The 20396-nt window shown below is 71.0% G+C and carries 24 protein-coding genes; 8 read left to right on the top strand and 16 right to left on the bottom strand.

Annotated elements, in window-relative coordinates; genetic code table 11:
* Positions 1 to 23 precede the first annotated feature (23 nt).
* The 10 genes from AB0E62_RS28240 to AB0E62_RS28195 form a co-directional block, all read right to left on the bottom strand.
* Positions 24 to 410, bottom strand: coding sequence for a hypothetical protein (locus AB0E62_RS28240; protein ID WP_362199653.1), 387 nt, complete (start codon positions 408 to 410; stop codon positions 24 to 26).
* Entirely contained in the window at positions 407 to 1084 is a 678-nt protein-coding gene (locus AB0E62_RS28235) for a FadR/GntR family transcriptional regulator (protein WP_362199820.1), read from the bottom strand. Before AB0E62_RS28235 ends, AB0E62_RS28240 begins: the two co-directional genes overlap by 4 nt.
* A gap of 169 nt (positions 1085 to 1253) precedes the next feature.
* Positions 1254 to 2090, bottom strand: a complete 837-nt coding sequence (locus tag AB0E62_RS28230; protein WP_362199650.1) for an undecaprenyl-diphosphate phosphatase — start codon at positions 2088 to 2090, stop codon at positions 1254 to 1256.
* 76 nt (positions 2091 to 2166) lie between these two features.
* Entirely contained in the window at positions 2167 to 2541 is a 375-nt protein-coding gene (gene crcB, locus AB0E62_RS28225; protein WP_362199647.1) for a fluoride efflux transporter CrcB, read from the bottom strand.
* On the bottom strand, positions 2538 to 2948 hold the full coding sequence (locus tag AB0E62_RS28220; RefSeq protein WP_362199644.1) for a DUF190 domain-containing protein: 411 nt from the start codon (positions 2946 to 2948) through the stop codon (positions 2538 to 2540). The genes crcB (AB0E62_RS28225) and AB0E62_RS28220 overlap by 4 nt, the downstream gene beginning before the upstream one ends.
* Positions 2945 to 3409 carry a fluoride efflux transporter CrcB gene (gene crcB / locus AB0E62_RS28215; protein WP_362199641.1) on the bottom strand — a complete coding sequence of 155 codons (465 nt, stop codon included), beginning with the start codon at positions 3407 to 3409 and terminating at the stop codon, positions 2945 to 2947. The genes AB0E62_RS28220 and crcB (AB0E62_RS28215) overlap by 4 nt, the downstream gene beginning before the upstream one ends.
* 69 nt (positions 3410 to 3478) lie before the next feature.
* Positions 3479 to 4438, bottom strand: coding sequence for an SMP-30/gluconolactonase/LRE family protein (locus AB0E62_RS28210; RefSeq protein WP_362199817.1), 960 nt, complete (start codon positions 4436 to 4438; stop codon positions 3479 to 3481).
* Between the two features lie 51 nt (positions 4439 to 4489).
* Entirely contained in the window at positions 4490 to 4789 is a 300-nt protein-coding gene (locus tag AB0E62_RS28205; protein ID WP_362199638.1) for a helix-turn-helix domain-containing protein, read from the bottom strand.
* Positions 4790 to 4978: 189 nt separating this feature from the next.
* The gene (locus AB0E62_RS28200) at positions 4979 to 6541 is read right to left on the bottom strand and encodes an arabinogalactan endo-1,4-beta-galactosidase (RefSeq protein ID WP_362199635.1); all 1563 of its coding nucleotides are present in this window, start codon (positions 6539 to 6541) and stop codon (positions 4979 to 4981) included.
* Between the two features lie 110 nt (positions 6542 to 6651).
* On the bottom strand, positions 6652 to 8673 hold the full coding sequence (locus AB0E62_RS28195) for a beta-galactosidase (protein WP_362199632.1): 2022 nt from the start codon (positions 8671 to 8673) through the stop codon (positions 6652 to 6654).
* 235 nt (positions 8674 to 8908) lie between these two features.
* Here AB0E62_RS28195 and AB0E62_RS28190 point away from each other — a divergent pair, with 235 nt between their 5' ends.
* From AB0E62_RS28190 to AB0E62_RS28175, 4 genes are read left to right on the top strand one after another with little or no spacing between them, the layout of a single operon-like run.
* Entirely contained in the window at positions 8909 to 10225 is a 1317-nt protein-coding gene (locus AB0E62_RS28190) for a sugar ABC transporter substrate-binding protein (RefSeq protein ID WP_362199629.1), read from the top strand.
* Positions 10222 to 11160, top strand: coding sequence for a sugar ABC transporter permease (locus AB0E62_RS28185; RefSeq protein WP_362199626.1), 939 nt, complete (start codon positions 10222 to 10224; stop codon positions 11158 to 11160). Before AB0E62_RS28190 ends, AB0E62_RS28185 begins: the two co-directional genes overlap by 4 nt.
* Positions 11157 to 12062: a carbohydrate ABC transporter permease gene (locus AB0E62_RS28180; protein WP_362199623.1), complete on the top strand. Its 906-nt coding sequence runs from the start codon at positions 11157 to 11159 to the stop codon at positions 12060 to 12062. Before AB0E62_RS28185 ends, AB0E62_RS28180 begins: the two co-directional genes overlap by 4 nt.
* Complete coding sequence (locus tag AB0E62_RS28175) at positions 12059 to 13090, top strand: LacI family DNA-binding transcriptional regulator (RefSeq protein ID WP_362199620.1); 1032 nt, start codon at positions 12059 to 12061, stop codon at positions 13088 to 13090. The genes AB0E62_RS28180 and AB0E62_RS28175 overlap by 4 nt, the downstream gene beginning before the upstream one ends.
* A gap of 42 nt (positions 13091 to 13132) precedes the next feature.
* On the opposite strand, the gene AB0E62_RS28170 is transcribed toward AB0E62_RS28175, so the two are convergent.
* On the bottom strand, positions 13133 to 13315 hold the full coding sequence (locus tag AB0E62_RS28170; protein ID WP_362199617.1) for a hypothetical protein: 183 nt from the start codon (positions 13313 to 13315) through the stop codon (positions 13133 to 13135).
* Positions 13316 to 13441: 126 nt separating this feature from the next.
* On the opposite strand from AB0E62_RS28170, the gene AB0E62_RS28165 reads away from it, so the two are divergent.
* Together AB0E62_RS28165 and AB0E62_RS28160 are read left to right on the top strand one after the other, a co-directional pair.
* Positions 13442 to 13648 (top strand): hypothetical protein, encoded by a 207-nt coding sequence (locus AB0E62_RS28165; protein WP_362199614.1) that lies wholly within the window; start codon positions 13442 to 13444, stop codon positions 13646 to 13648.
* Between the two features lie 378 nt (positions 13649 to 14026).
* A complete protein-coding gene (locus tag AB0E62_RS28160) occupies positions 14027 to 14281 on the top strand; it encodes a hypothetical protein (RefSeq protein ID WP_362199611.1) in 255 nt (84 codons plus the stop codon).
* On the opposite strand, the gene AB0E62_RS28155 is transcribed toward AB0E62_RS28160, so the two are convergent.
* On the bottom strand, positions 14245 to 15027 hold the full coding sequence (locus AB0E62_RS28155; protein WP_362199607.1) for an oxidoreductase: 783 nt from the start codon (positions 15025 to 15027) through the stop codon (positions 14245 to 14247). The genes AB0E62_RS28160 and AB0E62_RS28155 overlap by 37 nt on opposite strands.
* 77 nt (positions 15028 to 15104) lie before the next feature.
* Complete coding sequence (locus AB0E62_RS28150; protein WP_362199604.1) at positions 15105 to 15683, bottom strand: TetR/AcrR family transcriptional regulator; 579 nt, start codon at positions 15681 to 15683, stop codon at positions 15105 to 15107.
* A 237-nt stretch (positions 15684 to 15920) separates the two neighbouring features.
* Here AB0E62_RS28150 and AB0E62_RS28145 point away from each other — a divergent pair, with 237 nt between their 5' ends.
* The gene (locus AB0E62_RS28145) at positions 15921 to 16127 is read left to right on the top strand and encodes an NUDIX domain-containing protein (protein ID WP_362199814.1); all 207 of its coding nucleotides are present in this window, start codon (positions 15921 to 15923) and stop codon (positions 16125 to 16127) included.
* A gap of 164 nt (positions 16128 to 16291) precedes the next feature.
* Here AB0E62_RS28145 and AB0E62_RS28140 read toward each other — a convergent pair whose 3' ends face one another.
* The 3 genes from AB0E62_RS28140 to AB0E62_RS28130 form a co-directional block, all read right to left on the bottom strand.
* Positions 16292 to 17848: a hypothetical protein gene (locus tag AB0E62_RS28140; RefSeq protein ID WP_362199601.1), complete on the bottom strand. Its 1557-nt coding sequence runs from the start codon at positions 17846 to 17848 to the stop codon at positions 16292 to 16294.
* Positions 17849 to 18174: 326 nt separating this feature from the next.
* Positions 18175 to 18303 (bottom strand): hypothetical protein, encoded by a 129-nt coding sequence (locus tag AB0E62_RS28135; protein ID WP_362199598.1) that lies wholly within the window; start codon positions 18301 to 18303, stop codon positions 18175 to 18177.
* 48 nt (positions 18304 to 18351) lie between these two features.
* Positions 18352 to 19254, bottom strand: coding sequence for an alpha/beta hydrolase (locus AB0E62_RS28130; RefSeq protein ID WP_362199595.1), 903 nt, complete (start codon positions 19252 to 19254; stop codon positions 18352 to 18354).
* A 41-nt stretch (positions 19255 to 19295) separates the two neighbouring features.
* On the opposite strand from AB0E62_RS28130, the gene AB0E62_RS28125 reads away from it, so the two are divergent.
* Positions 19296 to 19769 carry a MarR family transcriptional regulator gene (locus AB0E62_RS28125; RefSeq protein ID WP_362199592.1) on the top strand — a complete coding sequence of 158 codons (474 nt, stop codon included), beginning with the start codon at positions 19296 to 19298 and terminating at the stop codon, positions 19767 to 19769.
* Positions 19770 to 20396: the final 627 nt, after the last annotated feature.

Below are 20396 nucleotides of genomic sequence, written 5' to 3'. Positions count from 1 at the left end.
GTCGGGGTCGGCCGGAACGCGGGTCACGCGCCGGCGCCGGTGGAGGTGCGGGTGACGCGGGCGCGGACGGTGTGCCGGCCCGCGCCCGGCGTCGCGACGAGCGGTGGCGGACGGAGCACGGTGGTGCGTCCGGCGCCGCCGTCGGCGTACAGGGGGACTGTGACGCAGGCGGGGAACGCCGGCGCCCCACGCCCGGTCCGGGGGAGGTCCGGCAGCCCGGGGGCCGGCCGGGCCTGGCCGTCACGGCGGGTTTTCCGCCGGGAGAGCGGGTGACGGTCCGTGGCTCTGGCCGGGGTGGCGAGGTCGCCGGTCGCCGCGAGGGGGAGGGCGGTCTCGGATGCGCCGGCGGAACCCACGTGGTCCGGGGCCGCACCGAGGACGCGGAGGCCGCCGAGGTGCTGTCCGCTCACGCCTCGGCTCCCCCTCCCGCCCGGGGGGCCGTCCGCTGGGGACGGACGATGTCGGTGAGCGTCGTCTCGACGCGGTCCAGGTGGTGGCTCATGGCCTCGGCCGCGGCGTGCTCGCTGCCGTCGGCCAGTGCCTCGACGATCGCCCGGTGCTCGCGGTCGGACTGCTCGCGGCGGCCGCCCAGTTCGTTGAGGAAGGCCGACTGGCGCGCCAGGGCGTCGCGGATCTCCTCGATGACCCGGCGGAAGACCGGGTTCTGGGCGGCCTCGGCCACGGCGAGGTGGAAGAGGGTGTCCATCGCGACCCAGGCGGTGGTGTCGGTCTCCCGCTCCATGCGGTCGAGCAGGTGGGCCAGGTGGTCCAGGTTCTCCGGGGTGCGGCGCAGGGCCGCGTAGCCGGCGACCGGGATCTCGATGTGGCGGCGGACCTCCAGCAGGTCGCTGGCCGCGTAGTCGCCGAAGGTGGGTTCCTCGACGGTGCTCGCGACGACGAAGGTGCCCTTTCCGGTGCGGGAGACCGTCAGCCCCATGGTCTGCAGCGCGCGCAGCGCCTCCCGGAGCACGGGCCGGGAGACCTCCAGGGCGCGGCACAGCTCGGCCTCGGAGGGGAGCTTGTCACCGATGGCGTACCGGCCGCTCTCGATGGCGCCGCGGAGGTGGCCGAGTACCGCTTCCATGGCGCTGACGCGCCGGGGAACGAGACCACCTGTCTGGCTGTCTGACAGGTTCACGGAGCGATCGTGCGGGGTACGGACGCGCCCTGTCAAGGCACCCGGTAAGAAAAGATTCACGGGGTGCGGTACCTGAATACAGGCATCCGCACCCCGTGGGGGAACAGCGGTCGGTTCAGCTGCCGAGCGTGCCGGTGCCGAGCAGGCCGAGCAGCAGCACGCCGACGGCGATCCGGTAGATCACGAAGGCGTTGAAGGAGTGCTTGGCGACGAACTTCAGCAGCCAGGCGATGGAGGCGTAGGCGACGACGAACGACACGATCGTGCCGACGGCGAGCGGGGCGGCGCCGACCCCGGCACCCAGGGCGTCCTTCAGCTCGTACAGGCCGGCGCCGGTCAGGGCGGGGATGCCGAGGAAGAAGGACAGCCGGGTGGCGGCGACGCGGTCCAGGTCCAGGATGAGCGCGGTGGACATGGTGGCGCCGGAGCGCGAGAAGCCGGGGAAGAGCAGGGCGAGGATCTGCGAGCAGCCGACCCACATCGCGTCCTTGAAGGACGTGTCGTCCTCGCCGCGCTTGTGCCGGCCCATCTGGTCGGCGGCCCACATCACGCCGGAGCCGACGATCAGGGAGCCGGCGACCACCCACAGCGAGGCGAGCGGGCCGTCGATCAGCGGCTTGGCGGCGAGGCCCACCACCACGATCGGGACGGTGGCGGCGATCACCCACCAGGCGAACTTGTAGTCGTGGTGGTAGCGCTCCTCGCGGTTGCCCAGGCCGCGGAACCAGGCGGTGACGATCCGCCGGATGTCCTTGAAGAAGTACACCAGCACGGCGGCGATGGCGCCGACCTGGATGACGGCGGAGAACCCGACGACGGACGAGTCGTCGACGGGGATGTCCATGAGTCCTTCGGCGATCTTGAGGTGTCCGGTGGAGGACACCGGGAGGAACTCGGTCACCCCCTCGACTACTCCGAGGACGACGGCCTGACCGACGGAGATGGCGCTCATGGGATCCAGTTCTGGGGAAGAGTGGGTCGACAGTGCTGTGGACAGTACCCACCGTTCGGGGCCGCGCGGCATCCGCCTACGCCCACAGGAGCCCGGCGAGTGAGACACCGGTAAAAGCCGCGGCGAGCCCCGCCGCCACGCTCGCCACGACGTTCCCGGCGGCGTAGAGGCCCGAGCCGGCCTCGGTCAGCCGGAGGGTCTCGTAGGAGAAGGTCGAGTACGTCGTCAGCGCGCCGCACAGCCCGGTACCGAGCAGGAGCCTCAGGTGGGGCCCGGCGGCCCCGGCGGAGGCGGCGCCCGTGACCAGCCCGAGGACCAGGCAGCCGGTCACGTTCACCACGAAGGTGCCCCAGGGGAAGATCGAGTCGTGCCGGGCCTGCACGGCGCGGTCGGTGAGATAGCGCAGGGGGGCGCCGACCATGGCGCCCACGACGACCAGCAGCCAGTTCACAACGACTTCTTACCCTCCGGATCCGTCTCGTCCGGGCCGCGGGAAGCCCCTTCTTCCCACCGGACGACCTCGCACGTGTCCAGGGTCACCAGGCACCGGCCGGCCAGTTCGCCTAGCCGGGGCAGGAACGCCCGGATCCGCTCCTCGGCGTCCACCACGACCACCGCGACCGGCAGGTCCTCGCTCAGGGACAGCAGGCGGGAGGTGTGGATGCGCGAGGAGGCGCCGTAGCCCTCGATGCCCCGGAAGACGCTGGCGCCGGCGAGTCCCGCGGCGTGCGCGCGGTGCACGATCTCGGAGTACAGGGGCCGGTGGTGCCAGGTGGCGTTCTCGCCGGCGTAGACGGTCAGCCGCAGGGCGCGGCGGGTGCGGGGGGTGCGGGGGGTCACCGCGGTCTCCCAGGTCATCGTCGCTGCCTCCCGGCGAGGACCCGGCGGGTGGCGGCCGAGGCGAGCCACACCGCCGCGAGGGCCGCGCACAGTGTGGCGGCCAGACAGAGGAGTGCCGGGCCGGGGCGGCCGGCGCCGGTCAGCTGCCGGATGTCGACCGCGTAGGTGGAGAAGGTGGTGTAGCCGCCGAGCACGCCGGTGCCGAGGAACGGGCGCAGCAGGCGGTGGGCGGCCCACACGTCGGTGACGAGCACCATGAGGACGCCCATGGCGGCGCAGCCGGAGACATTGGTCCAGAAGGTGGCCCAGGGGAAGTGGCCGGGGGGCGCGGGCCAGGCGAGCGTGAGCGCGTAGCGGGCCGTCGCGCCGAGCGCGCCGCCGGCCGCCACGGCCGCGACGACGGGCGCCTGTGTACGCCACTCGGTCCGCCGGGGTGGTGCGGGGCGGACGCCGCGGGTCTCCGTTTCCGGGGCTGTCATGGGTCGCTTCTCCTCTGCCGGCCCGTGCCCCTTCGGGCGGTCGAGGCCGGGCCCCAGCGTACCGCCGGGTCAGCGGGCGGCGGGCCGCGCGCAGACGGCGACGCCGGGCTCCAGGAAGCTGCCCAGTACCAGGTGGTCGCCGGTGACGCAGACGCTGGTGACCATGCGGAAGCCGGACCGGCGGCGGGTGAGGTGGTGGACGACGCGTCCCTCGTCGTCCACGGCGACGACGCCGGCGGTGCCGCTCGGGCGGTACGGCAGGCGCACGGCGGCCCGGGCGGCGCCGCGGCGGACGGCCGGCGGGGTGCGGTGCAGCAGGTCCAGCGGGGGCACCCGGGGACTGGCCAGGGCGACCCACACCGGGCCGTCGGCCCCCTCGCGCCAGAGGTTGTCCGGCATGCCGGGCAGGTCGGCGAAGGGTTCGGCATGCCTGGCGCGGGGGCCGGTGAGCCGGTAGCGGATCAGCCGGCGGGCGCCGGTCTCGGCGACCACCAGGAAGGAGCCGTCGGCCGCGACGGCGAGGCCGTTGGCGAACCGCAGCCCCTCCAGCAGGACCTCGGGCTCGCCGCCCTGTGGGGGCAGCCGCAGCAGGCGTCCGGTGCCGGTGTGCTCGACGATGTCACCGATCCACCGGTCGTGCGGGTAGCGGCGGCTGGAGACGGTGAAGTACAGGGTGCCGTCGGGGAGGGCGACGGCGTTGCTGCAGAAGCGGAGCCGCTCCCCCGCCACCGAGTCGGCGAGGACGCGGACGGTGCCGTCGTCCGTGCCCACGCGCAGCAGGCCGCGTTCGGCGTCGCACACCACCAGGTCGCCGTCCGGGAGGAGTTCCAGTCCGAGCGGCCGGCCGCCGGTGCGGGCCAGCGCCTCGGTGCGGGCCGTGCGCGGGTCGCCGAGGTGGTGGACGCGCAGGATCCGGCCGTCGGCCACGCCGGTCAGCACGCGCCCCCGCGCGTCGGGGACGACGTCCTCGGGGCCGCGGGCGCCCAGGGAGACGTAGTGCAGCGGCACGAGTTCCGCCGGTCGCTCCATGGGCGGAACCTTCTCACCGTCGGGTGCGGTCGTCACGGGCGTACACCTCCGTCACCAGCCCTTGTCGAACAGTCGGGCCACCTCGGCGACGCGGGTCTCGTCGCGCCGGTAGTGGACGCGGCAGCGGATCCGGCGGGTGCGCAGGACGCCGAGGCGGGCGAGGAGGTCGAGGTGGGCGCGCACGGTGCGCGGGGGCAGGCCCAGCTTGGCGGCGACGGCCCGCGCGGTGACGCCGGTGGCGGCGAGGTCGCGGCGGCGCCCGGCCGGGAAGTACGCGGCCGGGTCCTTGAGCCACTCCAGGATGGTCAGCCGTACCCGGCCCGTGGGGGTCCCCGGGGAAGTCACCGTCATCCGTCCGCCTCCCGCCCGCGGCCTCCTCGTACGCAGTGTTCCCACTGTGGCCCGGGCGACGCCGGCGCGTCCGGGACTCGGCGGCCGTTGTCCGGTAAGGAACGGCCCTGTTCCCAACGGCGGTGTGACGCCCCAGGCCCGTGGCGGGGGCCCGGTCGCCGCGCGGTGACCGGGCCCGGTGTCCGGGGCTCAGCGGTGGCTGAACCACGTCATGGAGGAGAGTGCCCTGTCGTCGTAGCCGAAGAGGGCCTGGTTCTCCCAGCCGTTGCCGGAGCCGGCGTCCGCGGGGTCCCAGCCGTTGCCGGGGACGGCGGTCCAGGTGGCCTCCCAGTAGAAGACGCCGAGTCCGCGGCCGTTCGGGACGGCCTCCACGATGCTCGTCACGTCGTTCATCCACTTGGTCTGGCCGGCCACGGTCGCCGGGTAGCCGGGGACGAGTTCGCCGGTGGTGTCGATCTGGTTGGTGAGCGCGTCGTCGCTGTCGAGACGGAAGGGGTAGGCCGTCTCGGCGACGAACACCGGCTTGCCGTAGCGGGCGGCCGCGTCGTCCAGGGTGGTCTGGAAGTCGGAGAGCGCGCCGTGCCAGTAGCCGTAGTACGACAGGCCGATCACGTCGAACTTCACGCCCTGCGCGACCGCGTTGTCGAACCACCACTCGGTGCCGGCCTTGTCCCCGCCCTTGGCCAGGTGCAGGGCGACGAGGGTGGACGGGTTGACCGCCTTGACGGCGCTGTAGCCGGAGTTGAGCAACCCCGCGAGCTGGGTCCAGTTGTCCGTCGACCCCTCGGACCACAGCATGCCGCCGTTGATCTCATTGCCCACCTGGACCATGTCGGCGGTGGTGCCCTGCGCCTTCAAGGCGTTCAGCACGTCGTACGTGTGGGTGTACACGTCGGTCTTGAGCTGACTGTACGTGTGACCCGACCACGCGGCCGGCTTCTTCTGGGCGCCCGGGTCGGCCCAGGTGTCCGAGTAGTGGAAGTCCACCAGCAGCTTCATGCCCTGGGCCTTGACGCGCTTGGCCATCGCCAGGACGTGCGCCTTGTCGTTGAAGCCGTCGGCGGGGTTCACCCACACCTTCAGGCGCGCGTAGTTCATGCCGTACGACGTGAGGATGGGGAGCGCGTCGCCGGCGGTGCCCGGACCCGTCCGGTAGACACCGCCCTTGGCCTCGCTCTTGGCGAGGGACGAGATGTCGGCGCCGTGGATGGAGGTACCCGTGGTGCCGGGCGTGAAGGTCAGGTCGTCGACGTTGATCCAGTTGCCCGCGTTCGCGTCACTGTTGACGCTGATGGTGCACTGGTTGTTGCTCACCTTGACCGGCGTGACGATCCGGATCCATCCACTGGACGAGACCGGCAGATCGGTGCGCTGTTCGGCGCCCCCGCAGTTCTTGAGCGCCATGTACGCGGCCTTCTGTCCGCCGCCGGAGCGCACCCACGCGGTCAGCGTGTAGTTCCCGTTGGCCAGCCCGGACAGGTACTGGTAGGTCTCCACCTTGTAGGCGGACGCCGAGTAGTGGCTGAGGCGGTAGCTCCCGCCGAGGCCGCCGGCCTCGGTGTAGGAGGCGCCGGTGTCGCCGTACTCCGACCAGCCGGCGGGCACGGCCGCGCCCGTGCCGTCGGACTCGAAGCCGCCGTTGGTCAGCGTGCTCGCGGCCTGGGCGGTCTGGGCGGGCAGGGCGGTGAGGGCGAGCCCGGCCGCGAGCGGCGGCAGCAGGGCGGTGATGGTGCGTCTGGGATGGAACTTCATCGTCCGTCGTCCCTTCGACGTAACTGGGGAGAGGCTCCTCCCGCGGTGGGGCCGGAGGAGACCCCTCCGCCCGCGGCTCCCACGGCTCGCACGGGCGGAGGGGAGTCGGCTCAGCCGTCGAGTCGCACGACCCGGACGGCGCCCGCCGGGACCGCGAGGCGGCCCGCGGCGCGTTCGCCCGTCAGCAGCTCGGTGCCGGGCGAAGCCAGCGGCACCTTGGTGTCGCCGGCGGTGTGGTTGATGACGAAGAGGTAGGTGCCCGACTCGCCGCTGCGGCGTACGACCTCGACGTCGCGCGGCAGTTCGGCGCGCGGGGCGAGTCCGGCGTCGTCGGCCGCCCGGCCGAGCAGCGCGTCCAGGCCCTGGGTGTCGAGGCGGGTGGAGACGTACCAGGCGGTGCCGCGGCCGAGCCGGTGCCGGGTGACGGCCGGGCGGCCCGCGGTGAGCCCGTCGGCGTAGTGCCACACGGTCTCGGCGCCGCGCGGGACGACGGACTCCGTCCACACGTCGCCGGTCGGTCCGGGTCCGTCCGGGCCGGTCAGCCGCACCCGCTGGTCCTTCAGCAGCGGTGAGAACTCCTCCACGGTCAGTCCGAGGACCTCGCGCAGCACGCCCGGGTAGGCGCCCTCGTGCACGGCGTCGTGTTCGTCCACGATGCCGGAGAAGTACGACACGACGAGCGTGCCGCCGTTCTCGACGTACTCCCGGACGTTGCGCCCGGCGGCCTCGGTCATCAGGTACAGGGCCGGCACCACGACCAGCGGGTAGGCGGACAGGCCGGCTTCCGGGTGGGCGAAGTCGACGGTGAGGTGGCGGTCGTAGAGGGCCTCGTAGAAGGAGTCGGCGCGTTCGCGGGCGTCGTGGTCCTCGCTGGGGCGCCAGTCCAGGTTCTGCGCCCACCAGGACTGCCAGTCCCACAGCATGGCGGCGTCGGCCTCGGTGCGGGTGCTCCGGATCTCGCTCAACGCGTCGACTGAGGCGCCGAGTTCGACCACCTCGCGCCAGACGCGGGTGTCGGTGCCGCCGTGCGGGACCATCGCGGAGTGGAACTTCTCGGCGCCGCGCCGGGACTGGCGCCACTGGAAGAACATCGCGCCCTCGGAGCCGCGGGCGACATGGGCGAGGGAGTTGCGGGCCATCTGGCCGGGTGCCTTGGCGGGGTTGCGGGGCTGCCAGTTGACGCCGGAGGTGGAGTGCTCCAGCAGCAGCCAGGGGGCGCCGCCGGCGACCGAGCGGGTGAGGTCGGCGGCCATCGCGAGGTTGACGTGGGTGCGGCGGCCGTCGGTGATCAGGTAGTGGTCGTTGGTGACGAGATCGACCTCGCGGCCCCAGGCCCAGTAGTCCATGGAATCGCACTGGCTGAGGGCGGTCATGAAGTTGGTGGTGACCGGGACGCCGGGTGACAGGCGGTGCAGGATGTCGCGTTCGGCGCGGAAGTTCTCCCGGATGACGGCGTCGGTGAACCGCTTGTAGTCCAGGGCCTGGCCGGGGTTGCCCACGGTCGGGGTGGTGCGGGGCGGGTTGATCTGCTCCAGGTCCGTGTAGCGCTGGCCCCAGAACGCGGTGCCCCAGGCCTCGTTGACCGCGTCCACGGTGCCGTAGGTGTCCGCGAGCCAGCGGCGGAAGCGGGCCGCGCAGGAGTCGCAGTAGCAGGCGGAGACGGGGACGCCGTACTCGTTGTGGACGTGCCACATGGCCAGCGCGGGATGGTCGCCGTAGCGCTCGGCGAGCCGGGTGGTGATGTCCGCGGCGGCGGCGCGGTAGTCGGCGTTGCTGTGGCAGATCGCGCCGCGCGAGCCGAATTCGTAGCGCACGCCGTCGGCGGTGACCGGCAGGGCCTCGGGGTGGGCGCGGTAGAACCAGACGGGCGGCACCACGGTGGGGGTGCCGAGGTCGACGCGGATGCCGCCCTCGTGCAGCAGGCCGAGGATCCGGTCGAGCCAGCCGAAGTCGTACTCCCCCGGCGCCGGTTCCAGCAGTGCCCAGGAGAAGATGCCGACGCTCACCATCGTGACGCCGGCCTCCCGCATCAGCCGGACGTCCTCCCGCCAGACGGACTCCGGCCACTGCTCGGGGTTGTAGTCCCCGCCGAAGGCGAGCCTCGTGAGGCCCCTGGGGGCGGTGTCCGGCATGGATCTCTCCCGGGAAATCGATCAAATGGGAACGCGCACACACAGCAGCGGCGGTGCGCGCCCAACATAACCGCACAGCAACAACCATTGACAAGTGTCCGGGATGTTTCTCTACTGTGAACGCTCACAGAAGCATGGCAGGGGTTCCCGGCAGGCGGGGGCCCGGGTCATGTGAGCGTGCACAACGCACGACAGGTCCCCGCAGCGGGCGGGGACCCGGGTCAGGGGAGAAACCATGCCGCACACGAAGCGCCGTCGCCTCGTGACAACCGCCGTCGCCGTGTCGCTCGGCGCCACCGCCCTCGCCGCCTGTGGCTCCGGGGACGACAGCAAGGCCGAGTCGGGTCCCGTGTCGCTGACGTACTGGACCTGGACACCCGGCATGGACAAGGTCGTCGACCTGTGGAACAAGGGGCCGGGGAAGAAGGAGCAGATCACCGTCACGGTGAAGAAGCAGGCGTCCGGCGACACGCTGGTCACCAAGATCCTCACCGCGCACAAGGCGAAGAAGGCCCCCGACCTGGTGCAGGCCGAGTACCAGGCACTGCCGACGCTGGTCAGCAACGACGCCCTGGCCGATGTGTCCGACGACGTCGACGGCGTCAAGGACAAGTTCGCCGAGGGCGTCTGGCAGCAGACCACGCTCGGCACGGACGCCGTCTACGCGGTGCCGCAGGACATCGGCCCGATGATGTTCTACTACCGCGAGGACCTCTTCAAGCAGTACGGCCTCAAGGTTCCCACCACCTGGGAGCAGTTCGCCGAGACCGCCCGCCAACTGAAGAAGAAGGCGCCGGACAAGGACCTGACCACCTTCTCCGCCAACGACTCCGGTCTCTTCGCGGGCCTCGCCCAGCAGGCCGGCGCCAAGTGGTGGACCACCTCCGGCGACAAGTGGAAGGTCGGCATCGACGACGCGGCCACCCGGAAGGTCGCCCAGTTCTGGGGCGGCCTGGTCAAGGAGGGCGTCATCGACAACCAGCCGATGTACACCCCCTCCTGGAACAAGGCGCTGAACACCGGCAAGCAGATCGCCTGGGTCAGTGCCGTGTGGGCGCCCGGCACGCTGAACACGGCCGCGCCGGACACCAAGGGCAAGTGGGCCATGGCCCCGCTCCCCCAGTGGTCGGTCGAGCAGGACGTCACCGGCAGCTGGGGCGGCTCCTCCACGGCGGTCACCACCGACTCCGCGCACCAGGAGGCCGCCGCCAAGTTCGCGGTCTGGCTGAACACCGACCACGACGCCCTGAACGCGCTGGCGAAGGAGGGCGGCATCTACCCGGCGTCCACCTCCGCCCAGCTCAGCGGCGCCTTCTCCAACCCGCCGGCGTACTTCTCCAACCAGCCGGACTTCTACACCAAGGCCGCCGACATCGCGAAGACCACCGCGCCCGCGTCCTGGGGCCCGAACGTGAACGTCGCCTACACGTCCTTCAAGGACGCCTTCGGCGCCGCCGCCAAGAACAAGTCGGACTTCGCCGCCGCCCTGAAGAAGATGCAGGACGACACGGTCGCCGACATGAAGAAGCAGGGCTTCGGGGTTTCCCGGTGAGCAGCTCCGCCACGCGGAGGGGGTACGGGGTCAAGGCGGCCCCCTACACCTTCCTCATCCCCGCCACGCTCCTGTTCGCCCTCTTCTTCGCGCTGCCCATCGGCTACGCGGTGTGGCTCAGCTTCCGCAAGGTGCGTGTCTCCGGGCTCGGCCTGGGCTCGGGTGCGCGGCACGAGGTCTGGGCCGGCCTCGAGAACTACCGCGCGGCCTTCCAGGACAGTGAGCTGCTGCACGGCGCGCTGCGCGTGCTCGGCTACGGCTGCGTCGTCGTCCCGGTGATGCTCGGCCTCGCCCTGCTGTTCGCGCTGATGCTGGACTCCGAGAAGGTGCGCCTCGCCCCGTTCACCCGGCTCGCGATCTTCCTGCCGTACGCCATCCCCGGCGTGGTGGCCGCGCTGCTGTGGGGCTTCCTGTACCTGCCGGACGTCAGCCCGTTCTACTTCGTGCTCGACAAGCTGGGCCTGCCGCAGCCGGACCTGCTCGACGGCGGCCCGCTCTACCTCGCCCTGTCGAACATCGCGGTGTGGGGCGGCACCGGCTTCAACATGATCGTCATCTACACCTCGCTCAGGTCGATCCCGGCCGAGGTGTACGAGGCGGCGCGGCTGGACGGCGCCACCCCGCTGCAGATCGCGCTGCGGATCAAGATCCCGATGGTGGCGCCCTCGCTGGTGCTGACCTTCTTCTTCTCGATCATCGCGACGCTCCAGGTGTTCAACGAGCCGACCACCCTGAAGCCGCTCACCAACTCGGTCAACACGACCTGGAGTCCGCTGATGAAGGTGTACCAGGACGCCTTCGGCCGCAACGACATGTACTCGGCGGCGGCCGAGGCGACGCTGATCGCCGTGGTCACGCTGCTGCTGTCGTTCGGGTTCCTGCGGGCATCGAACCGCCGCGACAAGCGGGACGTCAGTCAAGGAGGGGCGCGATGAGTGCTCTCGCCGTCCACGAGGCGGCCCCGGCCGCCGGCACCACCCCCGGCACGGCGCGGCGCCCGCCGCTGCGCCGCCGGATCGCGCTGGTGCCGACGGTCACCCTGCTGCTCGGCGCGGTCTACACCCTGCTGCCGGTCGCCTGGGTGGTGATCGCGTCGACCAAGTCCGGGCACGAGCTGTTCTCCACGTTCACGTTCCTGCCCGGCACCGGCTTCGCCGACAACATCAGGGATCTCGACGCCTACCGGGGCGGGGTCTACTGGACGTGGATGGGCAACTCCGCGCTGTACGCCGGTCTGGGCGCCCTGCTGTCCACCGCGGTGTCGGCGTTCAGCGGCTACGCGCTCGCCACGTACCGCTTCAGGGGCCGCGAGACGATGTTCAACGTCCTGCTCGCGGGCGTGCTGATGCCGCCGGTGATCCTCGCGATCCCGCAGTACCTGCTGCTGGCGAAGGCCGACCTCACGGACTCCTACCTGTCCGTGCTGCTGCCGCAGATCCTCTCCCCGTACGGGGTCTACCTGGCCCGGATCTACGCGTCCGCCGCCGTGCCGGCCGACGTGGTGGAGGCCGGGCGGATGGACGGGGCGAGCGAGTGGCGGATCTTCACCCGGATCGCGCTGCCGATGATGATCCCCGGCATGGTGACGGTGTTCCTGTTCCAGTTCGTCGCGGTGTGGAACAACTTCCTGCTGCCGTACATCATGCTCAGCGACGACGAGAAGTTCCCGCTGACGCTGGGCCTTTACACGCTGCTGGAGCAGGGGGCGAACACGCCCGCGCTGTACACGCTGGTGATCACCGGCGCGTTCCTCGCGGTGCTTCCGCTGATCGCGCTGTTCCTGGTCATCCAGCGGTTCTGGAGCCTGGATCTGCTGTCCGGGGCCGTAAAGTCATGACCATGAGCAATACGGGGGGCCGGCGCAGGGCACCGACGATCCACGACGTGGCGCGCGAGGCCGGGGTCTCGCGCGGCACCGTCTCGCGGGTGCTCAACGGCGGGCACTATGTGAGCCCTGCCGCGCAGGAGGCGGTCAACGCCGCGATCCGCAGGACCGGATACGTCGTGAACCGGCACGCCCGTTCGCTGATCACGGGGCGTTCGGACTCGGTCGGCTTCCTGCTGACCGAGCCGCAGGAGCGGTTCTTCGAAGACCCGAACTTTAATGTGCTGCTGCGCGGTTGCACCCAGGCGCTGGCCGCGCACGACATCCCGCTGCTGCTGATGCTGGCGGGCACGCGGGACGAACGGCGCCGGATCACGCGGTACATCACCGCCGGGCATGTCGACGGGGTGCTGCTGGTCTCCAGCCACTCCGGCGACCCGGTCGCCGAGGAGCTGCGGGCGGCGGGCGTGCCGCTGGTCGCCTGCGGCAAGCCCATCGGCCTGGGCTCGAAGGTGAGTTATGTCGCCGCCGACGACCGGGACGGTGCCCGGGACATGGTGCGGCACCTGCTGTCGCTGGGGCGGCGCCGGATCGGCGTGGTCACCGGTCCGCCGGACACCCCCGGTGGTGTGGAGCGGCTCGCCGGGTACCGGGAGGTGCTCGCCGAGGCGGGCCTTCCGGCCGACGAGCGGCTCGTCGTCTCCGGCGACTACAGCCGGGCCAGCGGTGAGGCGGGGGCGGAGCGGCTGCTGGCCCAGGCGCCCGACATGGACGCCGTGTTCGTCGCCTCCGACCTGATGGCGCAGGGCGTGCTGGCGGCCCTGCACCGGGCCGGGAAGCGGGTGCCGGAGGACATCGCCGTCGGCGGTTTCGACGACTCCCCGGCGGCCACCGCCGCGACGCCGGCGCTCACCACGATCCGCCAGCCGTGGGACCGGATCAGCAGCGAGATGGTCCGGGTGCTGCTCGCCCAGCTCGGCGGTGAGGACCCGGCGGCGGTGATCCTTCCCACGGAGCTGGTGCGGCGCGCATCCGCTTAGAGTTTTCCTGACGGTATGCGGCTCGCAGGCGGCGCCGGCGGATCAGCGAGCGGGCGAGCCTGAGAACGCCCCCTGCGGCGCCTGCAGCCTGATGTCGTACTTCATCGTCCGGCGCGTGAGGGTGTTCAGGCGCGCGTACGTGAGGTGGGCCAGGCAGCGGGTCAGCTGGGCCCGCCTGCACGCCGTGCACGGCTTCACCGAGGACACCGCGAACGAAGCCGGCATCGGCGGGCTCCTCCAGGCTCCTCGAAGATCAGGCGCCGCGCACGCAGGCGGTCGTGCGCCTGACGATCATGGGCTTCCCCGACACCGAGATCGCCGAGCGGCTGAAGCTCACCACCGCCGCCGGGCGTGAGCGTACAGAACCTCCCGACCCTGTTCTTGGCGTTGGTCACCCTCGCCGCGGTCTCCGCCATCGCAGGTCTGATCGGATACGACGTCGCCCGCGAGGGAGGAGCGCCCATCTCCGCCGCCATCGGACGCGGCGGCTTCGTGTGCTTCAGCGCCATGACGCTCTTCACCGCGCCGCCGGCCGTCCTGGTCCCAGTCCTGACGTGAGGCAGGGGGTCCGGCAGACCGGCCGAGACGTTCGGCCGGCCCGGGGCCTTGCGGCGGCGGCTGGGAGTCACTCGGGGGAAAATCCCCCGTGGCGGTGCAGCGAGTGGCGGCCTGGACGCTGAGGCCGAACAGCTCGCAGAGCATCCGAGCATCACCGCCTGCCGCATGGACCTCGTCGTCGAGGATGCGGTCGCTGCGTAGCAGGTGGCTGGAGGCGGGGTAGTGCCGGTACCGCCAGGGCCTGCTGGGGGGACGGGCCCGCCTCCTTCACCGTCGAACACCACCTCATCCGCTGGGGCGGCTACGCGACCCTCGGCATCCGGAAGCCGTTCGCCCCGCGTGCCATGGCCCCCGCCCCCCGAGAAGGACGTGACCTGCGTGATGAACGAGCGCGGCGAGATGCGCATGCTCCGGCCCTTGCCCGACGGCGGCCACCACGTCACCCTCACCGGCCGGCACGGCACCGCGGAGGCCCAGATCACCAGCCGGACCCTGGACGAACCGGCCCTGCGCCACCTCCTGGACACGCTGCACCCGGTTTCGGACGCGGAACTGGAGTGCCTGATGGAGGAGAAGGCGATCGTCCGAGGGATCGGTCAGAGCGTTTTGACCGTGCCACCGTCGATGACGTAGTCGGCGCCGGTGATGTTGCCGGCGATACCGGAGAGCAGGAACGTGATCAGGGCCGCCACCTCTTCGGGTTCGGTGATCCGGCCGGTCGTGATGGCGAAGGCCTCCGGGATCCGCTCGAGGAAGGCCGCGTGCTCGGCGCCGGCCCCAGCCGCCACCTTGGCGCCGAAGCCTTGGGGGTCGTCCCAGATGGAGGTGCGGACCACTCCGGGGGAGACGGTGTTCACGCGCACGCCCTGGGGACCGAACTCCTCGGCCAGCGACTTGCCCAGTGCGGCGAGGGCCGCCTTGGCCGCGCTGTAGGCGACCGGGCCGGCGGCGGGCAGCCGGGAGTTGATGGAGGAGACGTTGACGATCGATCCGCGGCGCTCGATCAGGCTGGGCAGGGCGGCGCGGGTGACCCGGACCGCACTGAGCAGGTTGAGGTCGAGTATGCGGGACCACTGGGTGTCATCGGTGTCGAGGAAGCCGACGGGCTCCACGTCGTCCCCGGCGCCGACGTTGTTGACCAGCAGGTCGATGCCTCCCAGCTCGGCGAAGGCGCTGTCCATGAGGGTGGCGACGCCGTCGGCCGTGCTCAGGTCGGCCGACACCGTGTACGCGCCGGTCTCCTTCAGTTCGGGCGTGATGGTGCGGGCCGCGCCCATGACGCGGACGCCTTCGGCCGTCAGGGCCCGCGCGGTGGCGAGTCCGATGCCCCGGCCGGCACCGGTGACGACGGCCGTCTTGGAAGCGAGGTCGAGATGCATGACGCTCCAGTTCTTGAACTATAGGTACAAAAAATCGGCAGCGCGCGCTCAGGGAGGAGCGAGCGCTACGGTTCGGATCAGAGGGACTCGACGGTCGCGTCGATCACTCGAACGAGTCGGTCAGGGCTTTCGGCGATACGTGCCATGAGGCGCAGGCCCACGACCGTGTTCAGCAGCAGGCTGCCCAGCGCCGCTGGATCCCGCTCGGGCGCGATCTCTCCCGCGCGCTGCCCCTCCTCGATCAGCGCCCGGAAGGCGTCCTCCGTCCGGTCGAACATGCGCCGGACGAGTTCCGCCGCCGTCTGGTCCGTACGCGCCAGTTCCGCCGCCGTGTTCACGGCCATGCAGCCCCGGCGGTCGGGGTCGGCAAGGTCCAGTTCGGCGAGGAACTCCAGGGCCTTGCGCAGCCGCGCCTTGACCGGGCCGCGCTCTTCGAGCATCTCCATGAGAAGGACGGCCTGGCTGTCACGGTAGCGGCGGAGCGCCCGTTCGAACAGGGCGTGCTTGCTGCCGAAGGCGTTGTAGAGACTACCCTTGCCGATGCCGAGCGCGTCGACGAGGTCCTGCGGGGTGGTTCCGGCATACCCCTTCCGCCAGAACACCTGCATGGCCTGATCGACGGCCGCGTCCGGATCGAACTGCTTGGGCCTTCCCATGATCAGAACACTAACACGGTTTTTGATCCCCAGGTCAAAAAAGCGGCGCCGAAGCGATCGCGCTCCCCCTGACCGGGCCCGGCGGTACGCGGACCGTCGCGAGGTGACACCCGCGCGGCGACCGTGCCGAGAAGCCGCCCGCGAACGAGCGGACCTGCATCGCCGGCAGCGGCTGGGCGTGGACACAGACCCTGACCTGACCATCCGTCACCACAGACACCGTTGCTGAACACTCAGGTGGGAACGCGCGTTTCGGCGTACGCAATCGCCGTGGAAGGCGATCGGCTGCTGTCGGCCCGGCTGTCGGACGCTTCGCCCGTTTTCGAGCCGGGTCTCTGGCACTTGCCTGGCGGGGGAATCGATCCGGGAGAACAGCCTGCGGGCGGCTGTGCGACGGGGCTCCCCCATGCGACTTCTCGGCGGCCACCCAGCGTTCGTCGGTGAACCGCGTCCCGCAGTTGTACAGGCGGGCTGGCAAGCCGCAGGCCCCGGTCCGCGCGGGCGGCGGGTTCGGCATCGCTCTGACATATGCCGCTCGCACCGCACGCGACGAACCTCGCCGTAGCCCCGCCCGGGAGTACGGCGGGGTCCGTCACCCGCGGGAGATGTCAGGGCATGGCCACCCAGGACTGGGAGTTCGCACTGCCTCCCGATTTCAGAGTGACAGTGGATCCCGAGTAGACGCCCCCCGGTGTGTCGAGAGTGCTGTAGCCCCACGGGTCCGTGAACCGCAGAGCCCCGTTGGCTTTGATGCCCTTCCACGTCTTGTCACTTGGGTTCCTGTAGGCGGGTCTGGCGGTGACATAGGACTGGCTGTTGCCCATCTGGGTGAGGACGAGCGGCGTGGGACAGCCGTCGGTGATCGTCACCGTGCCGTCCGGGTTCGAGTCGACCTTCCAGCGCTGCTGGGGCCGACTGGAGTCGAGGGAGGCGAGGTAGACGTTCGAAGCGTCCCGGGGAACACTGCATCCGTCGGCGTGCTCCAGCGCCAGCCCGCTGCCGTTGGTGAAGGTGTGGTACTTGCCGTCACCGATGATGGTGGGTCCGTAGTCGATGGCGTGCTTGAGCAGTTTGTCGAGCACCGGGCCGGTGGTGGCCAGCGGCGGATAGGCGCCGGGCCGGGCCAGGTTGAAGTACTCGGCGAAGGTGGACGGCCGCTTCCAGGCGAGCACGTTGATGGTCCGGTCCCAGCCGGCGTCGTGGTAGTAGCTCAGGTCGATCAGCGAGCCGGCCACGTTGCCCTGGACCGTGTCCCCTACGCCCCAGCCACTGCCGTAGGTGAGTTCGATACTTCCTCCGTCGTTGAAGACGTAGCGCGGAGGGTACTCGGCGCTGACATAGGTGGAGACCGCGTCGGCGAAGCCCTCGGTCCACGCGCACGTGTCGGAGCTGGCACGGTTGACGTAGTGCGGCTGGCAGTTGGTGACAGTGGGGAAGGTGCGCCCGTACAGCACCCACATGAAGAAGTGGCCCAGTTCGTGCAGGGTGACGTGCTGGGAGTCGGGATCGGCGCCGGAGAGCTGGATGATGCCTTCGTCGAAGCTTGTTCCCCTGCTCTCCTCGCCCCAGCGGATGGTGACGCCGGTGCAGGCGTTGTTGTCCGTCTCCTTGGCGGTCCAGCAGCGGCTCACGTCATTGATGCGACTGGTGTACAGGTCCAAGACGGTGTTGAAGGCGTGCCAGGCACGCGAGCTGGCCGCCGGGGCCTTGACCGTGCCGAGGTTCGTGCTGGCCGAGACGTTCGTCCGGGGCGGTGTGTCGAAGGTGTACAGGCGCCCCGAGTTGTCGGTGACTTTCCAGAGGTTCAGGTACTGCGCGTTGAACCGCACCCACAGGGCGCTCATAGTGGTGGTCGTCGTGGGCGCGTGGCAGAGGTCGAAGCCGCCGTTGTCGGTCCTGGTGAGCCCGGAGGCGAGGAGACGGGGGGCGTCGGTCGGCTTCTCGTTGCCCCAGAGTTCGACGCCGGCGGCGCGGGCCCACTTGGACCGAAGGGGTTTGGACGGCCCTTCCTCGGCGTTGAGGAAGTCGAACTCGAGCGCGCCGCTGAGACAGATCGGGGTCGCCGCCCTCGCGGAGGTGGCGGTGAGCGGGACGAGGGCCACGGCGAGGAACAGAGCCGTGGCCAGGGCGGCGAAGGGGCGCGGTATGCGCCGTCTCAGGATCATCCGGTGCCTTTCCGAAGGCCGACGGATCCGGGAGTGACAGACCGACGACGCGGACCGAGCGCGGTGCGTGGTGAAGACACGGCTACCGCCCCACTGCTCACTGCCGATCAGTCCCGGTTGACGACCTCATAATCGAGTGGCACTGCTCCGGACGGCAGAGCGCGCGGAAGAGCACAGACAGGCGCGCGGAAGCACATAGAGGTACTGAGGCATTACGGGGCGGGAACTCACGCCTGTCTGGGTGGCAGCGCCGTCGCTCGAGGAGAGGTGGGCCGGGTCGGGGTCTTCCGCGATGAAGAACGTTGTGGCTCCGGCCAGTTCGTGGTTCAGAGGCAGTAGGCGGCGGGCTGTCCGGCTCCGGCGGCGTACTGCCGCCAGAACCGGGCGCCGTCGTCGGTGTCGGTCAGCCGCAGGCCCGGAGCTCGGCAAGGGCGGGCGGGCCCCTCCGGTGACATGGCCGCGGTCTCGGGGTGATGCCCCGTCGCACTGGTGCGGTCGAGGCGTCAGCGGGTGGAGATGTGCTGGGTGAGGAAGAGTGCGGCGCGGTCGAGTGCCTGGTCGGCTTCGTCGAGGGTGCCGCCGGCGAAGGCCTGGAAGACGTGGGGGGCGCCGGCGGTGATGTCGAGGATGACGTCGACTCCGGCGTCGCGTGCGCGGGCGGCGAGACGGGTGGAATCGTCGAGGAGGATCTCGTTGGTGCCCACCTGGATGAGGAGCGGGGGGAACCCGGTCAGGTCGGCGAAGAGGGCCGGACTGAGCAGGGGCTGCTCGGGGTCCTGGCCGGCGAGGTACATGGCCCCGGTGTGCAGCACGGCCTCGCGGGTGAAGATCGGATCGATGCCGTCCTTGGTCGTCATGCTCTCCCCGGTACGGGTGGCGTCCAGCCCCGGGGAGAAGGCCACGATCGCGGCGGGCAGCGGAAGCCCCGCGTCGCGGGCGGCCAAGGCGGTGGTGACCGAGTAGCCGCCGCCGGCGGAGTCCCCGGCAAACGCGATGGCGGACGGGTCCAGGCCGCTGTCGAGGAGGGCGCGGTAAGCGTTCAGGTTGTCATACAGACCAGCCGGGAACGGGTGCTCGGGGGCCAGCCGGTAGTCCACCGAGTACGAGTCGAACCCGGTCCTCGAGACGAGCTGCGCGGTCAGCGACAGCGCGGTCTCGGGGGAGCCGAAGACGAAGCCGCCACCGTGGAAGTACAGGATCGTGCCCGGGCGCGCGCCGTTGTCCGGTGTGACGTGCAGGGCGCGTCGGCCGCCGAGCGTGGTCGAAGTGGTGCGGACACCGTCCGGCACGATCATCGTGTCCATGAGTGCCCTGAACCCGGCGCGCAGCTCCTCGACGGAGCGCTGACCCTCAGGTCGGGGCTGGCGGAGCATCGCGTCGACCTTGGCGAGCTGTTCCTTGCTCATCTGCTTCCTCCTGTGGAATGGCTCCCCCTAAACTATATGCCGTGGCATATAAATCAACTGGCTTCGCCGACCTTCAGAGCTTCTTCGCCGATCTCGTCCGCTGCGAGACGCGCCTGTACAACGCGCTGAACGACCGCCTGCGCGAGCGGCACGGGATCGTGACGTCGCAGTTCGAGTTCCTGCGGTTCCTGCGCGAGCACCCGGGGTCCCGGGTGGCCGACCTCGCCGCGGAATTCGCCATCGGCGTCGGCGCGACCAGCAAGAGTGCCGACCGCCTGGAGAAGCAGGGATGGATCGTCCGCCAGACCAACCCGGAGGACCGCAGGTCCTCGCTTCTGGCGCTGACGGACGACGGCTCACAGCTCCTCGATGCCGCCGAGACCACTTTCGCCGCAGGCCTGAGCGAGCTGGTCGAAGGAGCCCTCGACCAGTCCACGACGGCCGCCGCCGCCAAGGCCCTCCGCCAGTTGCGCTCCGCACTCGAACGCGACCGGATCGGCACCCCCACCGGCTGAGGCGCCGGCCCAGCCGACGGCTCGACACCCGGTCGCCTGGCAGAGGCGTGGCCGGCCGCAGCGTCCTGCGGTCGTCCATGTCGTCGGATCCGATCGGCTTTCGCCACAGTGCGCCGCCGATCCGGGCGGCGAGCGGAACGTCGAGGACCGGGGCGGGGCCGAAAGGGAGATCGACAGATTTTCGAGTCTTCTGTTCGCCGCTCCCGGCGAACGAGCGCGAGGTGATCTCATGCGACGAACCGAGTACGACGCGGGCCAGGCCGCCAAGCGCCTGGAGGTGCCCGCGGCGGCCTTCCAGCAGGCTCGCCACACCGGCCTCGTCCCCGCCCCCCGACGTGTCGTCGTCCAGTGGTCCCGGGCCGCCATGGAGGCGATGGGTGCCGACGCCATCCGGGCCGCGATGCCCACCCCGCCGGTCGGCGGCGGACCGGATCGCCGCCGCGCTTCTCCGAGTGGTCCACTCCCACCCGGCCAGCGGTCTACGCACAGGGCTGTTGGTGAGTCCACCGTGACCGCTCATCCCCGGCGGCGACCCCGTGCGGTGCGCCACGGATCCGGTCGGCCACCGGGGTACTGCCGTGAGTGGGAGCGACGCCGGAAGGGCCGCGGCTTCGGTGACGAGTACAG

It is taken from the genome of Streptomyces sp. NPDC038707 (assembly GCF_040636485.1).
Taxonomy (GTDB): Bacteria; Actinomycetota; Actinomycetes; order Streptomycetales; family Streptomycetaceae; genus Streptomyces.
This window is presented reverse-complemented; position numbering and strand designations above follow the sequence as displayed.

What these genes read in the sequence shown, in the direction of transcription:
- AB0E62_RS28235 (WP_362199820.1), bottom strand. Translation starts at nt 1,084, where the DNA reads ATGGAAGCGGTACTCGGCCACCTCCGCGGCGCCATCGAGAGCGGCCGG.
- AB0E62_RS28230 (WP_362199650.1), bottom strand. Translation starts at nt 2,090, where the DNA reads ATGAGCGCCATCTCCGTCGGTCAGGCCGTCGTCCTCGGAGTAGTCGAG.
- AB0E62_RS28220 (WP_362199644.1), bottom strand. Translation starts at nt 2,948, where the DNA reads ATGACCTGGGAGACCGCGGTGACCCCCCGCACCCCCCGCACCCGCCGC.
- crcB (WP_362199641.1), bottom strand. Translation starts at nt 3,409, where the DNA reads ATGACAGCCCCGGAAACGGAGACCCGCGGCGTCCGCCCCGCACCACCC.
- AB0E62_RS28210 (WP_362199817.1), bottom strand. Translation starts at nt 4,438, where the DNA reads ATGGAGCGACCGGCGGAACTCGTGCCGCTGCACTACGTCTCCCTGGGC.
- AB0E62_RS28205 (WP_362199638.1), bottom strand. Translation starts at nt 4,789, where the DNA reads ATGACGGTGACTTCCCCGGGGACCCCCACGGGCCGGGTACGGCTGACC.
- AB0E62_RS28200 (WP_362199635.1), bottom strand. Translation starts at nt 6,541, where the DNA reads ATGAAGTTCCATCCCAGACGCACCATCACCGCCCTGCTGCCGCCGCTC.
- AB0E62_RS28195 (WP_362199632.1), bottom strand. Translation starts at nt 8,673, where the DNA reads ATGCCGGACACCGCCCCCAGGGGCCTCACGAGGCTCGCCTTCGGCGGG.
- AB0E62_RS28190 (WP_362199629.1), top strand. Translation starts at nt 8,909, where the DNA reads ATGCCGCACACGAAGCGCCGTCGCCTCGTGACAACCGCCGTCGCCGTG.
- AB0E62_RS28180 (WP_362199623.1), top strand. Translation starts at nt 11,157, where the DNA reads ATGAGTGCTCTCGCCGTCCACGAGGCGGCCCCGGCCGCCGGCACCACC.
- AB0E62_RS28175 (WP_362199620.1), top strand. Translation starts at nt 12,059, where the DNA reads ATGACCATGAGCAATACGGGGGGCCGGCGCAGGGCACCGACGATCCAC.
- AB0E62_RS28170 (WP_362199617.1), bottom strand. Translation starts at nt 13,315, where the DNA reads ATGCCGGCTTCGTTCGCGGTGTCCTCGGTGAAGCCGTGCACGGCGTGC.
- AB0E62_RS28155 (WP_362199607.1), bottom strand. Translation starts at nt 15,027, where the DNA reads ATGCATCTCGACCTCGCTTCCAAGACGGCCGTCGTCACCGGTGCCGGC.
- AB0E62_RS28150 (WP_362199604.1), bottom strand. Translation starts at nt 15,683, where the DNA reads ATGGGAAGGCCCAAGCAGTTCGATCCGGACGCGGCCGTCGATCAGGCC.
- AB0E62_RS28140 (WP_362199601.1), bottom strand. Translation starts at nt 17,848, where the DNA reads ATGATCCTGAGACGGCGCATACCGCGCCCCTTCGCCGCCCTGGCCACG.
- AB0E62_RS28135 (WP_362199598.1), bottom strand. Translation starts at nt 18,303, where the DNA reads ATGTCACCGGAGGGGCCCGCCCGCCCTTGCCGAGCTCCGGGCCTGCGG.
- AB0E62_RS28130 (WP_362199595.1), bottom strand. Translation starts at nt 19,254, where the DNA reads ATGAGCAAGGAACAGCTCGCCAAGGTCGACGCGATGCTCCGCCAGCCC.